The 18,667-nt window shown below is 69.8% G+C and carries 17 protein-coding genes; 5 read left to right on the top strand and 12 right to left on the bottom strand.

The features are described 5' to 3' along the window. Positions 1–107: 107 nt before the first annotated feature. A complete protein-coding gene (locus ACQPXM_RS38100; RefSeq protein WP_432942841.1) occupies positions 108–260 on the bottom strand; it encodes a hypothetical protein in 153 nt (50 codons plus the stop codon). A gap of 54 nt (positions 261–314) precedes the next feature. Then, the gene (locus tag ACQPXM_RS38095) at positions 315–908 is read right to left on the bottom strand and encodes a helix-turn-helix domain-containing protein (RefSeq protein WP_432942840.1); all 594 of its coding nucleotides are present in this window, start codon (positions 906–908) and stop codon (positions 315–317) included. A gap of 192 nt (positions 909–1,100) precedes the next feature. On the opposite strand from ACQPXM_RS38095, the gene ACQPXM_RS38090 reads away from it, so the two are divergent. Then, on the top strand, positions 1,101–2,114 hold the full coding sequence (locus ACQPXM_RS38090) for a LacI family DNA-binding transcriptional regulator (RefSeq protein WP_432942839.1): 1,014 nt from the start codon (positions 1,101–1,103) through the stop codon (positions 2,112–2,114). On the opposite strand, the gene ACQPXM_RS38085 is transcribed toward ACQPXM_RS38090, so the two are convergent. The 3 genes from ACQPXM_RS38085 to ACQPXM_RS38075 form a co-directional block, all read right to left on the bottom strand. After that, positions 2,094–4,205, bottom strand: coding sequence for a molybdopterin-dependent oxidoreductase (locus ACQPXM_RS38085; protein WP_432942838.1), 2,112 nt, complete (start codon positions 4,203–4,205; stop codon positions 2,094–2,096). The genes ACQPXM_RS38090 and ACQPXM_RS38085 overlap by 21 nt on opposite strands. Positions 4,206–4,237: 32 nt before the next feature. Further along, a complete protein-coding gene (locus tag ACQPXM_RS38080) occupies positions 4,238–4,747 on the bottom strand; it encodes an AAA family ATPase (RefSeq protein WP_432942837.1) in 510 nt (169 codons plus the stop codon). A 75-nt stretch (positions 4,748–4,822) separates the two neighbouring features. Continuing rightward, the gene (locus tag ACQPXM_RS38075; protein ID WP_432942836.1) at positions 4,823–5,422 is read right to left on the bottom strand and encodes a TetR/AcrR family transcriptional regulator; all 600 of its coding nucleotides are present in this window, start codon (positions 5,420–5,422) and stop codon (positions 4,823–4,825) included. Between the two features lie 76 nt (positions 5,423–5,498). Here ACQPXM_RS38075 and ACQPXM_RS38070 point away from each other — a divergent pair, with 76 nt between their 5' ends. From ACQPXM_RS38070 to ACQPXM_RS38060, 3 genes are read left to right on the top strand one after another with little or no spacing between them, the layout of a single operon-like run. Continuing rightward, complete coding sequence (locus ACQPXM_RS38070) at positions 5,499–6,056, top strand: 2TM domain-containing protein (RefSeq protein ID WP_432942835.1); 558 nt, start codon at positions 5,499–5,501, stop codon at positions 6,054–6,056. Between the two features lie 48 nt (positions 6,057–6,104). Then, the gene (locus ACQPXM_RS38065; protein ID WP_432942834.1) at positions 6,105–6,746 is read left to right on the top strand and encodes a Pr6Pr family membrane protein; all 642 of its coding nucleotides are present in this window, start codon (positions 6,105–6,107) and stop codon (positions 6,744–6,746) included. Positions 6,747–6,756: 10 nt separating this feature from the next. Then, positions 6,757–7,398 carry a class I SAM-dependent methyltransferase gene (locus ACQPXM_RS38060; RefSeq protein WP_432942833.1) on the top strand — a complete coding sequence of 214 codons (642 nt, stop codon included), beginning with the start codon at positions 6,757–6,759 and terminating at the stop codon, positions 7,396–7,398. A gap of 65 nt (positions 7,399–7,463) precedes the next feature. Here ACQPXM_RS38060 and ACQPXM_RS38055 read toward each other — a convergent pair whose 3' ends face one another. Beyond that, the gene (locus tag ACQPXM_RS38055; RefSeq protein ID WP_432942832.1) at positions 7,464–8,117 is read right to left on the bottom strand and encodes a transglycosylase family protein; all 654 of its coding nucleotides are present in this window, start codon (positions 8,115–8,117) and stop codon (positions 7,464–7,466) included. Between the two features lie 558 nt (positions 8,118–8,675). On the opposite strand from ACQPXM_RS38055, the gene ACQPXM_RS38050 reads away from it, so the two are divergent. After that, complete coding sequence (locus ACQPXM_RS38050) at positions 8,676–9,275, top strand: response regulator transcription factor (RefSeq protein WP_432942831.1); 600 nt, start codon at positions 8,676–8,678, stop codon at positions 9,273–9,275. On the opposite strand, the gene ACQPXM_RS38045 is transcribed toward ACQPXM_RS38050, so the two are convergent. The 6 genes from ACQPXM_RS38045 to ACQPXM_RS38020 all read right to left on the bottom strand — a co-directional run bounded on the left by ACQPXM_RS38045 (position 9,254) and on the right by ACQPXM_RS38020 (position 18,577). Further along, positions 9,254–10,933 carry an ABC transporter ATP-binding protein gene (locus tag ACQPXM_RS38045; protein ID WP_432942830.1) on the bottom strand — a complete coding sequence of 560 codons (1,680 nt, stop codon included), beginning with the start codon at positions 10,931–10,933 and terminating at the stop codon, positions 9,254–9,256. The two genes, ACQPXM_RS38050 and ACQPXM_RS38045, sit on opposite strands and share 22 nt — an antisense overlap. 16 nt (positions 10,934–10,949) lie before the next feature. Next, entirely contained in the window at positions 10,950–12,605 is a 1,656-nt protein-coding gene (locus ACQPXM_RS38040; RefSeq protein ID WP_432942829.1) for an ABC transporter ATP-binding protein, read from the bottom strand. Further along, the gene (locus ACQPXM_RS38035; protein WP_432942828.1) at positions 12,602–14,554 is read right to left on the bottom strand and encodes a prolyl oligopeptidase family serine peptidase; all 1,953 of its coding nucleotides are present in this window, start codon (positions 14,552–14,554) and stop codon (positions 12,602–12,604) included. Before ACQPXM_RS38035 ends, ACQPXM_RS38040 begins: the two co-directional genes overlap by 4 nt. A gap of 95 nt (positions 14,555–14,649) precedes the next feature. After that, on the bottom strand, positions 14,650–14,787 hold the full coding sequence (locus tag ACQPXM_RS38030) for a SapB/AmfS family lanthipeptide (protein ID WP_012924049.1): 138 nt from the start codon (positions 14,785–14,787) through the stop codon (positions 14,650–14,652). Positions 14,788–14,791: 4 nt separating this feature from the next. Further along, positions 14,792–17,350 (bottom strand): class III lanthionine synthetase LanKC, encoded by a 2,559-nt coding sequence (lanKC, locus tag ACQPXM_RS38025; RefSeq protein WP_432942827.1) that lies wholly within the window; start codon positions 17,348–17,350, stop codon positions 14,792–14,794. Positions 17,351–17,590: 240 nt separating this feature from the next. Continuing rightward, positions 17,591–18,577: a hypothetical protein gene (locus tag ACQPXM_RS38020; protein WP_432942826.1), complete on the bottom strand. Its 987-nt coding sequence runs from the start codon at positions 18,575–18,577 to the stop codon at positions 17,591–17,593. Between the last annotated feature and the right edge of the window lie 90 nt (positions 18,578–18,667).

Genomic DNA, 18,667 nt, shown 5'->3' with positions numbered 1-18,667 from the left:
CCAGAAAGACAAGGGACAGAGAAGAGAAGGGAGAGAAAAGATTCATAGTCGGACCGGCAGCCCAACCCCGTAGGTGCCCCGCTGATCGTTGCTTGCGGCGGAGAGAACTAACGGACTTCGTTGATGAGCTCGACCGCCTCATACATGCCGTACTTGTTCTCGAGGGTCTCCAGGAAATCGTCCAGCGAGATCGGGGGATTGCGGCGTCTTTCGGTCAGCTTGACGACTGCTCTCAGTGCGCGGTGAGGTGAGACGGCCACGGTGGCCACAGCTCGCAGGTGTCGAGGAGTGCGGAGAACACCGGCCGGATTCTGTCAGATTTTTCCGTTCTGCCGTCTTTGTGCGGCCCGCTGCTTCCGGATCCGCTTGAGGCGTTCGGTCACGACCGCTGGGTCGTCCTCGTCGCTCAGCTCGGGAGAGGTATCGGCGATCGCTTGGTATTGACGCTGCCGGCGGGCTTCGCGATAGGACAACAGATCGCGCAGCAGGATCTTTCGCCGGTTGCCGATCCGCTCACACGGAAGTTCGCCGGCGTCGATCAGCCGAATGACTGTGGGGCGGCTGACGCCGAGGAGATCTGCGGCTTGCTGCGTCGTCAGCTTCGGCATGGTCGGAGAAATGGTGATGGCCTTGCCTGCGGTCAGGGCGGCGACCGCTTGGACCAGCACGTTGTGCAGCGCTTCGGGCAACTCGATCTGGTCGTGCTCGTCGGCGCCCGCGAGGAGGTAGCGACGCTCCGGCTTCTCGCCAGTCTTGCTGTGGTGCGCCTCGAGGAAACTGGCCACCGAGGCCAGCTGTTCCTGCTCTTCGGGCAGATAGGTCTGCGAGTCGAGGAACTCAGCACTCATCACGACCTCCGGGATCGAACGAAACGAAACAACTTTCGTAACGTGCGAATAGTCTGTCACGACAACTCGCCTTCGAACAAGGCCGAGCGTCCGGGGCTGGTCGTCCTCACACATCGAGCGAAGTTTGATCAAATGGTCGCGCTCGGTGAGGGAGAGCGTTTACCTGCAGACAGGGAGTGGTCGGCGGCGCAGAATGAGTGCCTGCCGAGCCGCCCGTCACGGTTCGGTCCGCCCGTTCGAAGGAGGCCGGTCGTGGGCCGTGTGACCATCAAGGAGATCGCTCGACGGGCCGGGGTCTCCAAGGGTGCAGTGTCGTATGCGTTGAACAACCAGCCGGGGGTTTCGGAGGCGACTCGGGCTCGGGTGCTGAAGGTGGCCGAGGAGCTGGAGTGGATGCCGAACCGGGCCGCCCGGCAGCTCTCGGCGGCGCGGAGTGAGACGTTCGGGCTGGTGCTCGCGCGGACGGCGAAGACGTTGAGCGAAGAGCCGTTCTACATGGGGTTCGTGGGTGGGGTGGAGTCGGTGCTGGGGGAGAAGTCCTACGCGCTGGCGCTGCAGGTGGTGCCTGACCTGCAGGAGGAGATGGCGACGTACCGGAAGTGGGCGGCCGAACGGCGGGTCGACGGGGTGATCGTGGTCGACCTGCGGGTCGACGATCCGCGGATCCCGTTGCTCAGGAAGCTCGAACTGCCGGCCGTGGTCGTCGGCGATCCGGTGCTCGCCGACGGGTTGACCGCGGTCTGGAACGACGGCCGCTCGGCGATGAACGCCGCGGTCGAGCACGTCGCGTCGCTCGGGCACAAGCTGGTCGCCCGGGTCGCGGGGCCGCCGGATCACGGGCACGTGTGGATCCGGGACCAGGCCTACGCCGCGGCCGGCCGGCGGCTCGGCCTGCAGTTGCGGATCCGTCATACCTACTTCTCCGGTGAGGAAGGGGCCGCGGCGACGCGCGAGCTGCTGATCGCGGAGCGGCGCCCGACCGCGATCATCTACGACAACGACCTGATGGCGGTCGCCGGTCTCTCGGTGATCAACGGGCTCGGCCTGAAGTCACCCGACGACGTCACGATCGTCGCCTGGGACGACTCGGCGCTGTGCCGGCTGACCCATCCGACGCTGACCGCGATGAGCCACAACATCGTCGCGTACGGCGCGGAGGTCGCGCATCGCCTGTTCGGCCTGCTCGACGGAGCACCCGCCGAGGCGCATCTGTACTCCACGCCGGTGCTGGTGATCCGCGACAGCTCAGGCCCGCCCGCGGGCTGACGTCACCCGCACCGGTACGCCGTTCAGCACCGCCGTGCCGCCCACCGCGTCGGTCTCCGCGTCGTCCGTGACGTCGTTGACCGACGCGCCGGCGACCTGCCCGGCCACGCCGAGCCGTACGCCGGGCAGCCCGTGCCCGAACCCGTGCGGCAAGCTCACCACCCCAGGCATCATGTCGTTGCTCTCAGCAACCTCAACGGTCAGCGCGCCGGCCGCCGAGGTGACCTCCACCAGCTCCCCGTCGGCGAGCGACCGCCCAGCCAGGTCAGCGGGATTCATCAGCAACTGATGTCGGGGTTTGCCTTTCACCAGTCGCGCCGAGTTGTGCATCCAGGAATTGTTGCTGCGCAGATGCCGCCGCCCGATCAGCAGGAGCTCGCCATCGTTGTCGGGGGCAACCAATGCCGAGGAGAGTCGAGCCAGATCATCGAGGATCGACTCCTGTGCCACGTTGATCCGCTGGTCAGACGTCCGCAAGGCGCCCGGCAGAGCAGGCTGCAACGGTCCTAAATCGATCCCACCCGGCGACTTCCGCAGCTTGCGCAGCGACAGCCGGTACGGCCCGATCCGCAGCCCCAGGTCGACGATCCGCCGCGGCGACAACCGCAACCGCACCCCCGCGATCACCTTCTGCCGCGATCGCGGCATCCGCCGCAGCAGTTCCAGCCCCAGGTCGCGGAAGATCTCCCAGTCGTGTCGCGCCGCCGCGGGCCGAGGCAGCACGGCCTCGTTCCACCGCGCAGTGTTCCGTACGGCGAGCTGGTGGAACGTCAGGTCGTAGTGGTCGCGCTCCAACGGCGGTGTCGGCGGCAGGATCACGTCCGCGTGCCGGGTCGTCTCGTTGATGTACGGATCGACCGCCACCAGGAAGTCCAGCCCGGCCAGACCTTCGTCGAGCTTGCGCCCGTTCGGCGTCGACAAGACCGGGTTGCCCGCGACCGTCACCAGAGCGCGGATCTGCCCGTCGCCCGGCGTCAGGATCTCCTCGGCCAGCGCCGCGACCGGCAGCTCACCACCGAACTCCGGCAGCCCGCGCACCCGGCTCTTCCACACCCCGACATGCCCACGCCGGATCCCTCGCAACGTGTCGACCGCCGGCCGCGGGATCATCGTGCCGCCCGGCCGGTCGAGGTTCCCGGTGATGATGTTCAGCACCTGCACGGCCCACTGGCACACCACGCCGAACTGTTGCGTCGACACCCCGACGCGCCCGTAACAGGCCGCGCGATCCGCGCCCGCGAACTCCGCGGCGATCCGCCGGATCACCTCCGCCGGAATCCCGGTCGCGGCCGCCGCACGCTCCGGCGTCCACTCCGCGACCGCCTCGGTCACCGCCGCCAGCCCGTCCACGTACGGCGCCGGCCGCGCGTTGCCGTCGGCGATCACCTGGTGGATCAGCGCGAGCAGGAAGGCCGCGTCGGTCCCCGGCCGGACGAAGTGGTGCTCGTCCGCGACCGCCGCGGTCTCGGTGCGCCGCGGATCGATCACGACCACCCGCCCGCCCCGGCGCCGGATCTCCTTGAGCCGCCGCCCGAACCCCGGCGCGGTCATCATGCTGCCGTTCGACGCGAGTGGGTTCGCGCCGAGCATCAGCAGGTACGACGTACGGTCGATGTCCGCGACCGGGACCATCAACTGATGCCCGTACAGCAGGTACGACGCGAGCATGTGCGGCAGTTGATCCACCGAGGTCGCGCTGAACCGGCTCCTGGTCCGCAGCAGCCGCAGCGCCGTCGGCATGTGGGTCATCGCGCCGAGGCTGTGCACGTTCGGGTTGCCCAGGTAGACGCCGACCGCGTTGCGCCCGTGCTCGCGCTGGATCGCCGTCAGCCGATCGGCGACCAAGGTGTAGGCCTCGTCCCAGCCGATCGGTTCCCAGCCGTCCCGCGTACGGCGTACCGGTGTCGTCAGCCGGTCCGGATCCTCCTGCAGATCCTTCAGCGCAACGGCCTTCGGGCAGATGTGCCCGCGCGACAACGGGTCCGACTCGTCGCCCCGCACGTCGGTCACCCGGTCGTCCTCCACGGTGACGAGCACACCGCAGATGGCTTCACACAAGTTGCACGAGGTCCTGCGCACAGTGGCTGCCATCCCGCCAACTTACGCCCGGGTAACCGCCGGCACTAGTCGAACCGCGCTTCGTCCAGCCGGCCGAGGATCGCGTCGACGGTCTCGTTGGGGGACAGGTCGGAGTTGTCCAGCCACAGGCCGCGTCGCGGGCTGAAGGCGTGCAGCTCGTAGTCGAGCTCGTCGACCGACAGGCCGCCGAGGCGGCGGGAGATCACGTCGGGGCGCGGTGTCAGGACGACAAGGTAGCGCGGCCGGCTCTGGATGCCGTCGAGGAACTCGCGCAGCAGTTCGCCGATCACCACGTCCTGCAGGACGACGGTGAAGCCGGCCTGGGCGTAGCCGTCGGCGGCCTGGCAGGCCAATCGGTAGCGCAGCTTGAGCTGTTTCTGCGCCTCGGCTCCGTCGTCGGCCTCGGCCGAGGCCTGGCCGCTGACGATCATCCGCCGGAAGACCTCGCCGCGCAGGTGTACGCCGTACTGGAAGCGTTCGGCCAGCAGCTGGGAGACCGTGGACTTGCCGGCCGCCGTGATCCCGCTGACGACGATCACTCCCTCGGTCTGCACAGGGTGGATCGTGCCACGCGGGACAGGGTTTGCGTCAGGTCTCGACCACCGGTTGGCCGGAGTCTGCCAGCGGTGTCAGGGCCGCAGCGACAACAGGTGCGCCTCCAGCACCTGACGGACCCGCGCCGCGGTGGTCACCTCGGGCGCGAGAGTCACGTGGAAAGAGATGCCGTCGACAAGCGCGTGCAGTCGTTCGGTCTCCAGTTCGAGGTCGAGATCGGGCCGCAGGTCACCGCTGTCCGACAACGCGTGCACCAGTCGGCCGCACAGCTCGCGCAATCCCTCGTGGACGGGCCCGAGGTGCCGGCGCAGACCGCCGGCGCCGGACTCGGCCTGGGCCTGCGCGGTGAACGACAGCCAGACGTCGAACTCGGCCAGCCGTTCCGGGTCGAGCGGGATCACCTCTTCGAGGTAGCGCAGCACGATCTCGACCGGCGTACCGGTGGGCTGGAGTTGGGAGACGCGGGCGTGGACTCGCTGGGAGACCAGGTCCATCGCGAAGTTGATCAGGCCGTCCTGGTCGGGGAAGTAGTACCGCACGGCGCCGGCCGACCAGCCGGCCTCGGCCGCGACGGTGCGGACCGACGCGGCCCGGATCCCGTCCCGGCGGACCACTCGCCACAGCGCCTGCGCGATCTCCTCACGGCGGGCGTCGTGATCGACGATTTTCGGCATGGCTCTTTTTAGCACACCCGTGTTACGGTAGTTCTTGTCAACACAGTCGTGCTGAATAAACGGGAAGGTCGAGATCGTGCTGCTCGCTGTGATCGCCGCGTGTGAGGTCGGCTTCTGGGTCCTGCTCGTCGCCGGCCTGGTGACGCGCTACCTGTTCCGGCTGCCCAAGCTCGGCATGGCCTTCCTGCTGGCCGTGCCGCTGGTCGACGTCGTGATGCTGGTCGCCAGCGTGATCGACATCCGGTCCGGCGGTGAGCCGTCGTTCAAGCACTCGCTGGCCGCGATCTTCATCGGCGTCAGCGTCGGGTTCGGGCACTGGACGCTGCAGTGGGCCGACGGCTGGGCGGCGTACAAGCTGGCCGGCGGCCCGCGACCGGACAAGCCGCGCAAGGGCACCAGGGCCAAGGCCGAGTTCGAGCGCCGCGGCTGGTACCGGCACCTGCTCGCGTACGCCGTGGGCGTCGGCGTGATGATCGGTCTCGGCCTGCTGTCCGGCCAGGGGTACGACGCCCTGCTCGGCCCGGCGTGGACCTGGACGATCGTGCTGGTGATCGACGGTGTCGTCTCGTTCAGCTACAGCGCCGACGTGACCGAGGACGAGGACCGCGAGCCGCGGAAGAAGGTCGCGGCCTGAGACACGCAGATCCCACTTCGGCCCGCCCCGGCACCGTAGATTTCGGTCATGACGAAGTCCGGTGCGGGGCGGGTCCTGTTCGGGGTGACGGCGCTGGTGGTGGCGGCCGGGATCGTGATCCAGCTGGTCGTCACGGCGACCAGCACCGAGGGCTATTTCCCGGACAATCCGGACCGGGTCTTCAACGTGTTCGCGTTCTTCACGATCCAGTCCAACCTGCTGCTCGGCGGTACGGCCCTGCTGCTTGCCCTCGGCACCGAACGCGACTCGACCCTGTTCCGCACCCTGCGGCTGAACGGCGTGCTGTGCATCGCGGTCACCGGCATCGTCTACCACGTGGCCTTGGCCGGGCTCAGCGAGTTGTCGGGCGCCGCCGCCGTCACGAACTTCCTGCTGCACACGGCCACCCCGTTGCTCGGCGTCCTGGGCTGGTTGGTGTTCGGCCCGCGCGGCCGGACCAGTTTCGCGATCGTGGGCTGGTCACTCGTGTTCCCGGTGCTGTGGCTGATCTTCACGCTGATCCGTGGCGAGGCGGTCGGCTTCTACCCGTACCCGTTCGTCGACGTCGGCGATCTCGGCTACGCGAAGGTCGTGGTCAACTGTCTGCTCGTCGCGCTACTGTTCCTGGTTCTGGCGTTCGGGGCGACCCTGCTCGATCGCCGGCTGAACAGGACCGCTGTCGAGAGGTAGACCCGTGCTGGTGACATCTCGCTCGTACGCCGAGTACGAGGCGATGTTCGATCTGTCCGAACTGCCCGAGTCGGTGCTCGACTGCTGCGCCGGGGGTGCCGGCTTCACCGCCGAAGCGGCCGCCCGGGGCGTCGACGCCGTCGCGGTCGACCCGGCGTACGAGCTGGCGGCCGCGGAGCTGGTCGACACCGTACGCCGCAGCCTGCCGGCCGGTTCGGGCATCGTCGACCAGCACGCGGGCAGCTTCGTCTGGAACTGGTACGGGTCGCCCGAGCGCCGGGACGAGCTGCGCATCGACGCCGCGGACCGGTTCCTCACCGACGTCGCCGAGGTCCCTGACCGCTATGTGCCGGGCAGCCTGCCCGAGCTGCCGTTCCCGGACCAGCGGTTCGACCTGGTGCTGAGCTCGCACCTGCTGTTCACCTGGGCCGACAAGTACGACAAGGACTGGCACCGCGCGGCGCTGAACGAGCTGATCCGGGTGTCGCGGTCGGAGGTGCGGATCTTCCCGCTGGTGAAGATGGGCGCCGGTGAGCCGGTCGAGTTCCTGCCGTCGTTGCTCGAGGAGCTGGACGGCGTGGAGGCCGAGATCCGCAAGGTGCCGTACGAGTTCCAGGTCGGCGCGGACGAGATGCTGGTGCTCAGCCGCTGATCGCCGACGCGGAAAACGGTGGTGCCGATCCGCGATCGGCACCACCGTTTCGGGTGTCCCCAGCCTCAGCGCAGGAAGCGGCCGCAGACCGGCCACGGCGAGGCGCCACGCTGGGCGTACAGCTTCTTCGCGCGCATCAACTGCTCGGCGGCCGACGCCTTGGACGGCGTGCCGGTGCCGCCGACGCTGCGCCAGGTCTGCCGGTCGAACTGGAACAGACCGTGGTACTTGCCCGTCGGGTTCACCGCCCGCGGGTTGCCGCCCGACTCGCACTCGGCGACCTTGCGCCAGGCCGCGCTCATCGAGACGCTGGTCGAGCCGCGGTTCGACTCGGAGCGGCTGCTGCGGGTCTTGCGCTCGGACTTCACCGGCTTCTTGCGCTCGGACCGGTCGGCCCGCTGGCGCTCCGACCGCTCGGCCTTGGGCTTCGAACGGCGCTCGGTGACGGCGGCCTTGGTCACACCGTCGAGCTGGAGGGTCTGGCCGATCAGGATCAGGTCCGGGTTCGCGAGATTGTTCAGCTCGGCCAGCTGGTGCCAGTCGGTGCCGTTGGCCTGAGCGATCTCGGAGAGGGTGTCGCCGGGCTTGACGGTGTAGTCGGTGGCGAAGGCGGCGCCTGCGCCGGCCGCGGTGATCCCGACGCCGAGACCGGCGACGGAGAGGGTCCGGGCGATCCGGCGAGTACTTCGCCGCGGTCGCGCGTGTCGAGCTTTGGACATCAGAATCTGCTCCTCATGAGCTTGGGCATGGTGAATTTCTCCAGCCCGGCCGATTCAGCCGCGTGCGCACTTTCCCCGAGATCCCGCGGGCCGGAAGTGCGGCCGGCCGGCGAGACGATGGTGGTCGTCACCGAGTGCGTGAGGCTCGGATCATGGGCGCCGATCGCTGCCGGCGCCGTACCGGGCTCCACAGTCTGGTGAGGTACCACTCCCTTCGGGGGTGCAGGGGACGAGCACTCGAAGCGCTGCGTTCGGTTACGAGACAGCGTCCGAATGGTCACGCCCTGGTAACGGGGCGACCGAGCCATCGTGCGTGACGTCGGCGCGGAACGCAAGGGTTCTGCCGCGATCCGGACGAACTTTTTCTGGCTCTGAGGTAGCGAAAGCCCAACAACAGAACGGTTTCCAGGCGTCTCGCAGCGGGGAGACCGAACGGTTTACCGGCCCTGGCCAGGCGGGAATGTGGCCAACGGGCGTGTCATCGCCGGGCTTGGCTCGTTGTTGAGTCACGGGCCGGGAGGGCCTGTGGCTGAGGCAAACGATTGATGGGGGCGTGCGGTGATCCGAGTGGTACTCGGCCACCGCGGCACATTGGTGCGTGGAGCACTGGCCGCGGTGCTGTCCAGGGAGTCCGACCTCGACGTGCTGGCCGACGTGGACCGGTCCGACGACGTGCTGGCCGCGGTCCGGCTGCGTCCCCAGGTCGTGGTGCTCGATCCGCAGTTGCCCGGCAAGATCGGGATCGAGGACCTGTGCCGCAAGCTCACCGGGCGCGGCGTCCTGGTGCTGGTCGACCACGAGGCGATCGCCGCGACCAGCATGGCGCTGGTCAAGCAGGCGCCGCGGATCGGACTGCTAGCGACCGACGCGACCACCGAGCAACTGGTCGAGGCCGTGCGTGACGTGGCGAAGGGGCTGCCGGTGGTCGACGTCCGGCTGGCGGTCGCCGCGCTGCGGGCCGGGGACAACCCGCTCACGGACCGTGAGTGCGAGGTCCTGCGCCAGGTCACCACGGGGGCGACCGCGCAGGAGATCGCCCGGACGCTGAGCCTGAGTGCGGGCACGGTGCGCAACTACCTGTCCAGGATCCTCACCAAGACGGGCGCGCGCAGCCGGATCGAGGCGATTCGCAAGGCTCAGGACGCCGGCTGGATCTGAAGGCTCTCGCTGGGCTGCCAGTGGCCTTGCAGCTCCTGGTAGAGCGGGGAACTGCTGAGCAGGCTGGTGTGCGTGCCGAGGGTGGCGCGGTTGCCGTCCATCACCAGGATCTTCCGCGCGCGCTGGGCCGAGCTGATCCGGTGGGCGATCACGACCAGGGTGCCGCCGCGAGTCGCGAAGGCCTCTTCGGCCCGGCGCTCGGCGTCGGGGTCGAGGAAGCAGGTCGCTTCGTCGAGTACGACCAGCGGCGCCGGCGACAGATAGGCGCGGGTGAGTGCGATCAGCTGGCGCTCGCCGGCTGACAGGTCATTGGGTTTGACCTGTGCCTGGAGCCCGCCGAGGCGATCGACGAGTGCGCCGGAGCCGACGGCGTCGATCGCCTGCTGGACCTCCGACGCCGAGGCGTCCGGGAGCAGGTAGTTGAGGTTCTCCATCACGGTCGCGCTGAAGACGTACGCCTCCTGCGGGATCAGCGCCCGGGTCTGCGGCGACACGTCGCTCGCCGGTACGCCGCCGATCAGCACCTGACCGTCCGTGGGTTCGAGCATGCCGCAGATCAGACCGGCCAGCGTCGACTTGCCGATGCCGCTCGGGCCGACGACGGCGAGATGCTCGCCCTCGGCAACGGTCAGGTCGAGGCCGTCGATGACCGGTTCGGCGGCCGGGCCGTAGGCGAAGGTCAGACCGTGCGTCCGGATCGAGGACTCCGGTGGAGTCTCCGTCCTGCGGGATCGGTCCGGTACCGGCTGCACGGACAGGATTCGGCTGAGCGTGACGACGTAGCGCAGGCCACTGTCGCCGAGGGCGCTCATGACGGTGTTCAGTGCGGGCTGCAGGCCGACGAGTACGTAGGTGAGACCGCCGAGCAGCGTTCCGGTGGACACTCCACGGCCGACGAGCCATGGGCCGGCCGCCAGCAGGATCAGCAGCGGTGCCCAGCCGCCGATCGCGAAGCAGACGGTACGCAGCGCGGCGACGCGAGCAAGGGCCCGCTCGGCGGCGGCCTGGGCTTCGATCGGCCGGCCGGTGAGGTGCTCGGCGAACTCCTCCGTGCCCGTGGCGGTGATGTCCCGGACGCCGCTGAACGTCATGCCTGCTGTGGTGGCCAGATCCTCGTCGGCTTGCAGGGACGCGCGGACCCGGTCCGCGGCCAGTCCGAGCACCGCCAGCGACGCCAGGAAACCCAGCAGAAAGGGCGGTAGGACGAACCCGGCGATCGCGGGTGCCAGCGACAGCAATCCGGCCAGTACGCCGACCAGCGTGACGGCGAAGCTGCGAACGACCAGGACCAGACCCGCGAAGGTGTCCCGGACGATCTCGACCTGGCGATTCAGCCGGGCGACGGCCGCGGGGTCGCCGGTGCGCACCGCGGTGCCGACGACTCGTCGTACCAGGTCGTCGCGCAGCGGTTCGACGAGTTCGCCCAGGCGGCCGTAGACCTGGTGGGCGCCGGCCGCGCCGAGGCAGGCAGTCACCACGAGTCCGCCGAGCCAGGCGATTCCCTGCCAGGCATGGCCGGCGAGGAAGCTGTCGGTGGCCCGTGCAACTGCGACGCCGTAGATGGCCGTCGGAAGGATCTCCGGGATCGACCAGAGGGCCAGCTTCAGCGCGGATCGGTTGCGCAGGGCATCGAGGCCGTAGCCGAGCTCACGCTTCATGTGGCGGCGCCGCGGTTCATCCGAACACCTCGCGGTAGTCGGCGCGGTGCCACAGGTCGCGGTGCCGGCCGGTGGCGCGGACCGTGCCGTGATCGAGCCAGACGACCAGGTCGGCGCGGGCTGCGGTCGCGGGCCGATGCGTGACGATCAAGCGGGTTCGGTGGTGCTTGTCCTCGGTGAGGGTGCGGCTGATCTGCAGCTCGGTCGCGGTGTCGAGGCTCGAGGTGGCGTCGTCGAGCACGAGCAGGCGGCGCGCCGACCAGGCCCGGGCCAGGCCGAGCCGCTGCCGTTCGCCACCCGACATGGGGGCCTCAGGCAACGGGGTGCGGTAGCCGCGGGGGAGGCGGCTGACGAAGTCGTGGGCGTGCGTCGCGCGGGCCGCCGCCAGGGTGCGGACGGTGCCGAGCGGGTTGGGCGAGATCGCGTCGCCGATGGTCGAGCCGACCAGCGTCGGGCGTTCGAAGGCGCAGCCGACCGCGTGGCGCAGCGACCGGCGATGCACGGCCTGCAGCGGTACGCCGTCCAGCAGCACCTGCCCGTACGACGGGTCGCGCAGCCGCGCCGCGACGGCGGCGAGCACGGACTTGCCGGCCCCGCTCGGTCCGACTACGGCGACGGTCGCGCCGCCGGGCAGGTCGAGGTTCACGTCGTACAGCAGCGGGGTGTCGTCGGCGACGACTGTGACGCCTTCGAAGCGCAGGCGCCCCGGGCCGCTCGGCAGCGGGAGCGTGCCGTGCGGCATCGTGTCGATCGCGAAGACCTCGCTCGCGCGCCGGACGCCGGCCTTCGCGCGGGCGATCTCGCCGATCACGCCGGTCAGGCTGCCGAGGCCCGCGCCGAGCACGGCGTACTGGCCGGCGGCGAAGAGCTCGCCGGCGGTGATGCGGCCGGCAACGAGTTGCAAGCCGCCGACGGCGAGGACCGCGACGAGAACGAGCGGGCCGACGATCGCCGCCTGAGCGCCCGAGCGGGCGAGCACCTTCCAGGTGAGCAGGCCGTGCCTGTGCAGCTCGGGCAGCAGGGTGAGGATGCGGTGTTCCTCGCGCGCGGTGGTCCCGGCGGCGAGGATCGTGCGGATGCCGGTCAGTGCTTCGGTGAGGCGGCCGGCGATGCGGCCCTGGGTTTCCTGGTAGTCCAGGCTGATCTGCGCGGTCCGGCGGGCGAACACCCACAGCACGCCGATGACAAGTAGGACTCCGCCGAAGAACGCGGCAGCGAGCCATGGGTCGATCAGCGCGAGCAGCACCAGACTGCCGACCGGGGGCAGGGTCGCGGCGAACGCGCTGACCACAGCGGGCCCGGCCTGTGCCGCGTCGACGGCGTTGCCCGAGACCCGGCTGACCAGGTCACCGGTCTCGAATCCGCGCGAGCCTTCCGGGCCACCTCGGACGACCCGGCGGACCAGCCCGTGCCGCAGCCACGCCGTCGTACCGGCGACGCAGGCGGTGCCGGCGAAGACGTCGACCAGTGAGCAGATGATGCCTGCGGCAACCAAAGCGACGGCGATCGTGAGCCACTGATCGTAGCCGTGGCCGGCGACGATCGCGTCCACCGACCGCCCGAGCACCGACGGCAGCGCGAGTGCGACGCAACTCCCACCGATGGAGGTCAGCCCGATCACCGGCAGCCACTTGCCACCGCGCCGGACGACGTCGCCGAACGCCAGACTCATCGCAACTGCCGGTCGAGAAAGGCCAGCATGTCGGCGGCCAGGGCGACTCCGCGGCCCGCTCCGCCGGACGCGTGCCCCGCGTCGGCTTCGACCCTCAGGAGGACGGGATTGGCCGCGGAAGCATGTTGCAGCGCGGCGCACATCTTCCGTGCGTGCAAGGGATCCACGCGAGTGTCGTTGGCGAAGGTGGTGAACAGAACCGCTGGATAGTCGGTGCCCGGGGCAACCTGATGGTACGGCGAGTAGCTCAGCAACGTCTTCAACTGCAGGGGATCCGCGGCCGAACCGAACTCCGGAACCCAGCGGGCGCCGAGGCCGGTCAGCTCGTAGCGCGCCATGTCGAGCAACGGCGCCGAGCAGACAGCCGCGGCGAACAGCTCCGGGCGCTGGGTGATCGCGGCGCCCACGAGCAGGCCGCCGTTCGACTCGCCGCAGGCCGCGAGCTGGGACGGCGTGGTCCAGCCTTCGGTGATCAGGTGTTCGGCGGCGGCGAGGTAGTCGTCGATGACGTTCTGCTTGCGGTCGAGCATGCCGGCGCGGTGCCAGTCGTCGCCGCGCTCGCCGCCACCTCGCAGGGTGGCGGTCACGAAGACCCCACCGGCCTCGACCCACGCCAGCGCGAAAGCCGAGTACGCCGGAGTCAGGGACTGCCCGAATCCTCCGTAGCCGTAGAGGATCGTGGGACGCGGACTGCCGTCGCCAGGGCCGGCGACGACCAGCATGTCGAGGTCCGTGCCGTCGGCGGACCGGAAGGCGACGGGGGTGGCAGTCGCTTCGACGGTGGGAGCCACGCCCGGAGGATTCGCCCACAGACTCGTCTGACCCGTCGTCGCGTCGTACGAGTAGATCGCGGCAGGGGTGACGCTGTCGGTGTAGGAGAACCAGACCTCGTGGCCGCCCTCGGGGCGTGGCGTCAGTGAGCCGACGGAACCGCGGCCGGGCAGCGGGACTTCGCCGAGGTGACGGCCGGTGACCAGATCGTGGACGGCGATCTCGCCGATGCCGCCGCGGGTGCGGCCGACCAGCACGACCTTGTCGAGTACGGCGAGACTGCTCAGCGGGGCGTCCGGATCCGCGGCGACGTAGTCGTGCCAGACCAGCGGGTTCTCCGGGTCGCCGACGCAGATCCGGCCGGTCGGCGCGTCCTGCGTTGTGACGACGTACAGGCGGCCGTCGGGACCGACCGACATCAGCGTGATCGCGTCGCCGGGGATCGGCAGGGGGCGTGGTGCCTCACCGGTGCGAAGGTCCGCGAGCCAGAGATCGTTGGTGGTTCCGCGGGCCGCGGAGATCGTCAGCCAGCGGCCGTCGGCACTGAGATCCAGCCCGTACGACGCCTCGTCGGTGAGCACCGGCCGGTCGCCACCGCCCACCAGATGCAGGTGAACCTGGCGGAATCTCACGTAGTAGAAGGACTTTCCGTCCGGCAGCCAGGCGATCGGCGAGTAGCGGCAGCCGTCGATCGGCTCCTCGGTCAACGCTCCGGTTGCGACGTCGAGCACATGCAGCACGGACTCTTCGGAGCCGCCCCGCGAGACCTGGAAGGCAACCAGCGAGCCGTCCGGCGAGGGCTGCCAGGAGTCCAGCGTGGTCAGTCCGGTCGGGTCGAGCTTGGCCGGATCCAGCAGCTCGGCGCCGTCGACGGTGAGCACGGCGTGGTCCTGTCGCGGCTCGCGGCGGAGAACGAAGCAGCGGTCACCGCGCCAGACCGGTGCGGAGACGGAGCCGACCGCGGACAAGGCCTTCACGCGACTGCGGAACGTGTAGCGGGTGGGCAGCGTGGCGGCGTAGGCGAGCCAGAGCTCGTCCTGCGCGGCCTGCCACTGCCGGGTCTGCGGGCTGTCGGCGTCTTCGAGCCAGCGGTAAGGATCGGCGACGCTCTGCCCGTGCAGCTGCTCGACCAGCGCGAGCCGTTCGGCGTACGGGTAGTCCATCACTGCCCTCTCCATGAACGAAGCTCGGCCCGGGGCGGGTGTTGCCGCCCGCCCCGGGCCTTGGAAGCCTGAAAGGAGCTGGGTGCCTCGCGCGGAGGCACCTGGCCCGATCAGTGGCAGAGCAGAAGGCTCAGGTTGCTCGGACGCTGCGAACCGCAGCCGAGCACGGTCAGCGTGGAGCCGCCGTGGTGGTGACCGCCGTGACCGTAGCCCGGGGTCTCCAGACCCTGGAGGTCGAGAAGTGCCATGTGTTTACACCTCCTTCGAAGGACGTCGTCGGGACAGGGACTCGGACCACTGGGGAGGTCCGAGGAACGGGAGGGACACCGGCCGCTCGTGCAGCGCGGTTCCCAGGGCCAGCAGGACGCCGGCCGATCCGGTCGCCAGGTCCGTCGAGAGCCGGAGCAGCTGGTTGCCGGGGAAGATCAGTCCGCCCTCGTACGGCAGCGCGTGCCAGCCGAGTCCGCGGACCAGGGCGTCGGTGTTTTCGCCCAGCTCGGCGGCGGCGAGCAGCATCCCGGCGCGACCCATCAGGAGGCCGGGCTGCACGTAGTACGAGCAGCGAGTGACCAGGCGGAGCTCGGCCAGCGCGGCGGCCAGCTCCTCGTCCGGCCGGTGCTGCAGGTAGCGGCTGAGGACCAGCGCGATGCCGGCCGAGCCCTCTTCCAGGTAAGGCAGCGAACGCCAGCCCTGGTTCACCTGGAGCATGCCTTCCGGCGTCCGGACGCAGCGCCGCAGATCCTGCCGGATGGCGGTCTCCGCGAAGTCCAGCAGTCCGGTGTCCCCGGTCTTCTCGAACGCCGTCAGGAAGAGCAGCGCCGGACCGGACGAGCCGTACATGAGTCCGGCCCGCGGCTTCCCTTCGCCACTCAGTTCCGGTACGTCGGTGACGTCGCCGAGCCGGTCCGCGACCAGGTCGAGCACGCGGGTCGCCGTACCGCGCAGCCCCGGCTCGTCGAAGTGCAGCAGGTTGAGCCCGATCCCGGCGAGACCGGAGTGCAGCCCCAGCTCGCGGCTGTCGAGGTCGTCGGCCAGTGTCAGCTCGATCGCGTCGAGCGCGTCCTGGCGGTGCCCGAGCTCGTCGAGCACGTGTGCGACGCCGTGCAGCCCGTCGTACAGGCCGGGGCCGATCTCCGTGGTCCGGGCGCGCTCGCGCAGCCAGTCCTCGTACGCCGGGAAGCGGCCCGCCTCGGTCTTCGCCAGCGCGTAGAGCACGCCGGCCGCCCCGGTCGCCAGGTTGATCCCGCCACCGGACCGGAACTGCGCGATGTCGCCGGGGAACAGCCGATCGTCCCGCTCCGGGGTTGCGCTGGCCACGATCGCCTTCGTCAGTGCGGCGCGGACCTCGGTCCAGGGCGCGCGGCCGGGCAGCGGCAGCGACGCCATCGCCGGGTCTTCGTCGACGTCGGTGCCCACGATGGTCCGCACCGCGGTGTCGAGCGTCGCCCTGGGCACGCCGAAGGTCTCGTGCACCATGTCGGCGAGCTGGAAAGCCTTACCAGGATGGAGATTCAGCAGCATTGTTGCCTGCGGCGCGAACAGGCCGAGCGTGATGCAGGCCAGCGCGTAGAGGTCGACGTCCGCGCCCTGCCGGTCGCCGGGTGCCGCGTAGCCCGGGTGGGCGAGTGCGGATCGGGCCTGGTCCTCGGCAAGCGTCGCGACCTCGAAGTCGATCAGCACAAGGCGATCGCCGGTGCCCAGCAACACGTTGTCGGGGTGCAGGTCGCAGAAGACCACGCCGCGGCCGTGCAGTTCGCCCACCGCCCGCTGGACCTGTCCGACCATGTCGGCCGCCCATTCGGCGTACGCCGCGAGCTCGGCCTCGGTCGCGTCCGGGCGGGTCAGCGGGTAGCGGCGGACGAGCTCACGCTGCAGGGGGTTCGCGTCGACGAACTCCTGGACCAGGAAGTGGTGGTCGCCCAGCGTGAAGTAGTCGTGCAGCTTCGGGACGACGTCGAGGCCGTCGAGGCGCTGCAGGATGTCCCGCTCGTGCCCGATCCGGGCGACCGCGTCGCGACCGGCCATGTCGAGCCCGGCCAGCGGGCGGCCCTCCTTGAGCACCACCCGGTCCTGGGTCTCGTTGTGGTGGCCGACGTAGACGCCGCCGCCGTTGGAGAACTGGATGACGCCCTCGATCGTGTACGCGAGGTCGTTGGTGGTGACCGCGTTGCGGGCGTCCAGGTGCGTCTGCAGGAACGACGGCAACGTGACCCACGGCGGCGTGCTGAAGGTCGGCCCGCGGTGGTCCGGGACGAGCCGGCCGCGGTCGTCCTCGATGGCCAGCACGCGCTCACCGGCCGGGTCGAGCGTGTAGCGGCTGACGAAGGCGCCGTACCGGACGAAGAGCGGGCCTTCGGCGTACCGGAGGTCGCTGAGGATGTACGGGCCCTGGACGCCGTCGAGCAGGTCGTCGAGCTCCTTGAGGACCAGTTCGAGCTGGTCGTCGTCGGTCGGGTAGATCGTGACGAGCTTGCCGCTTGAGCCGCGCGGGGCGGACTTCGAGTTGACCATCACCAGGACCGGCTCGTTGCGCAGGAACTTGAACGCGATGCCGCGCGGGACGCAGTAGTCCCAGATCGCGGCCAGCGTGCGCTCGGCGTCGGCCAGGCCGGCCGAGACGTGGATCTTCCAGCCCTGGGCCGGCAGCTTCAGGCCGCTCGGCGCGTAGTGCATCCACATCTCGCCGGGCACGTGGTCCCAGCCGTCCGGGACCGGACGGGAAGCGAGGGCGAAGTCCGGATGGGTGTCACCGCTGGACGGGGTGTCGTAGAACCGCCGGTCGGCCAGGCAGTACAGCTCGTAGCTCTCCATGGTGGTTCGTCCCCCTCTCTCGTCGGTGCCCCGGAGAATCTTGGGCAGTGGGAGAGGGGTCGGCGTAGTGCATGACGTCACCAGTCGACCGTGAAGAACTCACGTGCTACGAGTGAGTAAATAAACACTCTTCGTGACGTCGACGCGACTTTGAGCGGGGAAAGCGCCGTTACATCATGTCGATGCGTGCCGACCAGGTAACAGGCCGTAACTTTGCGTGGATTTGATCGTGCCGGAGTTTCAGTGGGCGTGACGCTGTTGCTGGCTGGCGAAGTACGCGACCTTCCGGGCCCGCATCACCTCGCCGAGCGGACGGTGCTCGGCCTTCGCGTTCCAGGGGTCGAAGACGGCGGCGTCGATCTCCTCGGCGAGCGCCGGGTCCGGTTTCTGCCGCGGGAGGGTGAGCCGGCCGACCGTCTCGTACGGCGCGTCCCAGGCGACCGAGGCGTCCTCGATCGGGGTCCGCCGCTCGTCGACGAAGAACTGGACCTGGACGTCGTAGTCGAGCGGAGCGGCGGCCAGCCGGTTGAAGATGTCGGCGGCCCAGTCGGTCGCGTCGGGATCGGCGACGGTGGGTGGCGGCTCCCGGTCGGTGTCGGTGTCGTCCGCGAGCGCCTGCAGCCGCACGCGGACGGCGTACGGGCCGAAGGCGATGGGTGCGGCGCTGAAGAAGTCCTGGGTGGCGAACCCGGAGAACGGCACTCGGAGCGCGTCCCTGACCTTCGTGAGCCGCGGCAACAGACTCGGCTTCTTGACCAGCGCCGAGAACAGCCGGCCCTTGGTCTCACCGGCCAGCGTGACGATCGTGGTGAACTCCTCGCTGGTCGCCGAGCTGAACCGCTCGTGGTTGATCAGCGCGAAGTCCTGGCACACCGCCTCCCCACCCAGCGCCGCCGGCCCACTCGTCCCGAACACCTTGATCGAGAACCCGCGAATGTCCGGGACACTGTCCGGCGCCCGGTTGAACCCGCCGTTCGACAACCGCACCCACGCGTCGTACTTGTCCGGCACCCGGAACAGCCCCTGCCGCGCGTACTCCGGCAGCTCCGCCGGCACCGTCAAAGTCGCCCGCAACGCCGCCACCTGCTTGCGATGCAACGCCCGCCCGCCCCCGAACTCCGCCGACTTCCGCGCCTGCAGCTCCCCGAACAACTCCGCCTGCCGCCGGTGCCGCTCCTCCTCGTCCGCCCCCACCACTTCCCGCCACCCGACACTCGGCACGCTCACGACGCTCCTCCTCCCGCCACGACCCCGGTTCACCCCAGTATCCGCCGATCCCACTGTTGCGCTAGGCAACAACTTCGTGAACGGTGCGGC

Origin of the sequence: Kribbella sp. CA-253562 (assembly GCF_050942265.1) — a bacterium.
GTDB lineage: Bacteria > Actinomycetota > Actinomycetes > Propionibacteriales > Kribbellaceae > Kribbella.
Note: the sequence above shows the minus strand (reverse complement) of the source record. Positions and strands in the feature narration are given on the sequence as shown.

What these genes read in the sequence shown, in the direction of transcription:
- ACQPXM_RS38085 (WP_432942838.1), bottom strand. Translation starts at nt 4,205, where the DNA reads ATGGCAGCCACTGTGCGCAGGACCTCGTGCAACTTGTGTGAAGCCATC.
- ACQPXM_RS38075 (WP_432942836.1), bottom strand. Translation starts at nt 5,422, where the DNA reads ATGCCGAAAATCGTCGATCACGACGCCCGCCGTGAGGAGATCGCGCAG.
- ACQPXM_RS38065 (WP_432942834.1), top strand. Translation starts at nt 6,105, where the DNA reads ATGACGAAGTCCGGTGCGGGGCGGGTCCTGTTCGGGGTGACGGCGCTG.
- ACQPXM_RS38055 (WP_432942832.1), bottom strand. Translation starts at nt 8,117, where the DNA reads ATGTCCAAAGCTCGACACGCGCGACCGCGGCGAAGTACTCGCCGGATC.
- ACQPXM_RS38045 (WP_432942830.1), bottom strand. Translation starts at nt 10,933, where the DNA reads ATGAAGCGTGAGCTCGGCTACGGCCTCGATGCCCTGCGCAACCGATCC.
- ACQPXM_RS38040 (WP_432942829.1), bottom strand. Translation starts at nt 12,605, where the DNA reads ATGAGTCTGGCGTTCGGCGACGTCGTCCGGCGCGGTGGCAAGTGGCTG.
- ACQPXM_RS38035 (WP_432942828.1), bottom strand. Translation starts at nt 14,554, where the DNA reads ATGGAGAGGGCAGTGATGGACTACCCGTACGCCGAACGGCTCGCGCTG.
- ACQPXM_RS38030 (WP_012924049.1), bottom strand. Translation starts at nt 14,787, where the DNA reads ATGGCACTTCTCGACCTCCAGGGTCTGGAGACCCCGGGCTACGGTCAC.
- lanKC (WP_432942827.1), bottom strand. Translation starts at nt 17,350, where the DNA reads ATGGAGAGCTACGAGCTGTACTGCCTGGCCGACCGGCGGTTCTACGAC.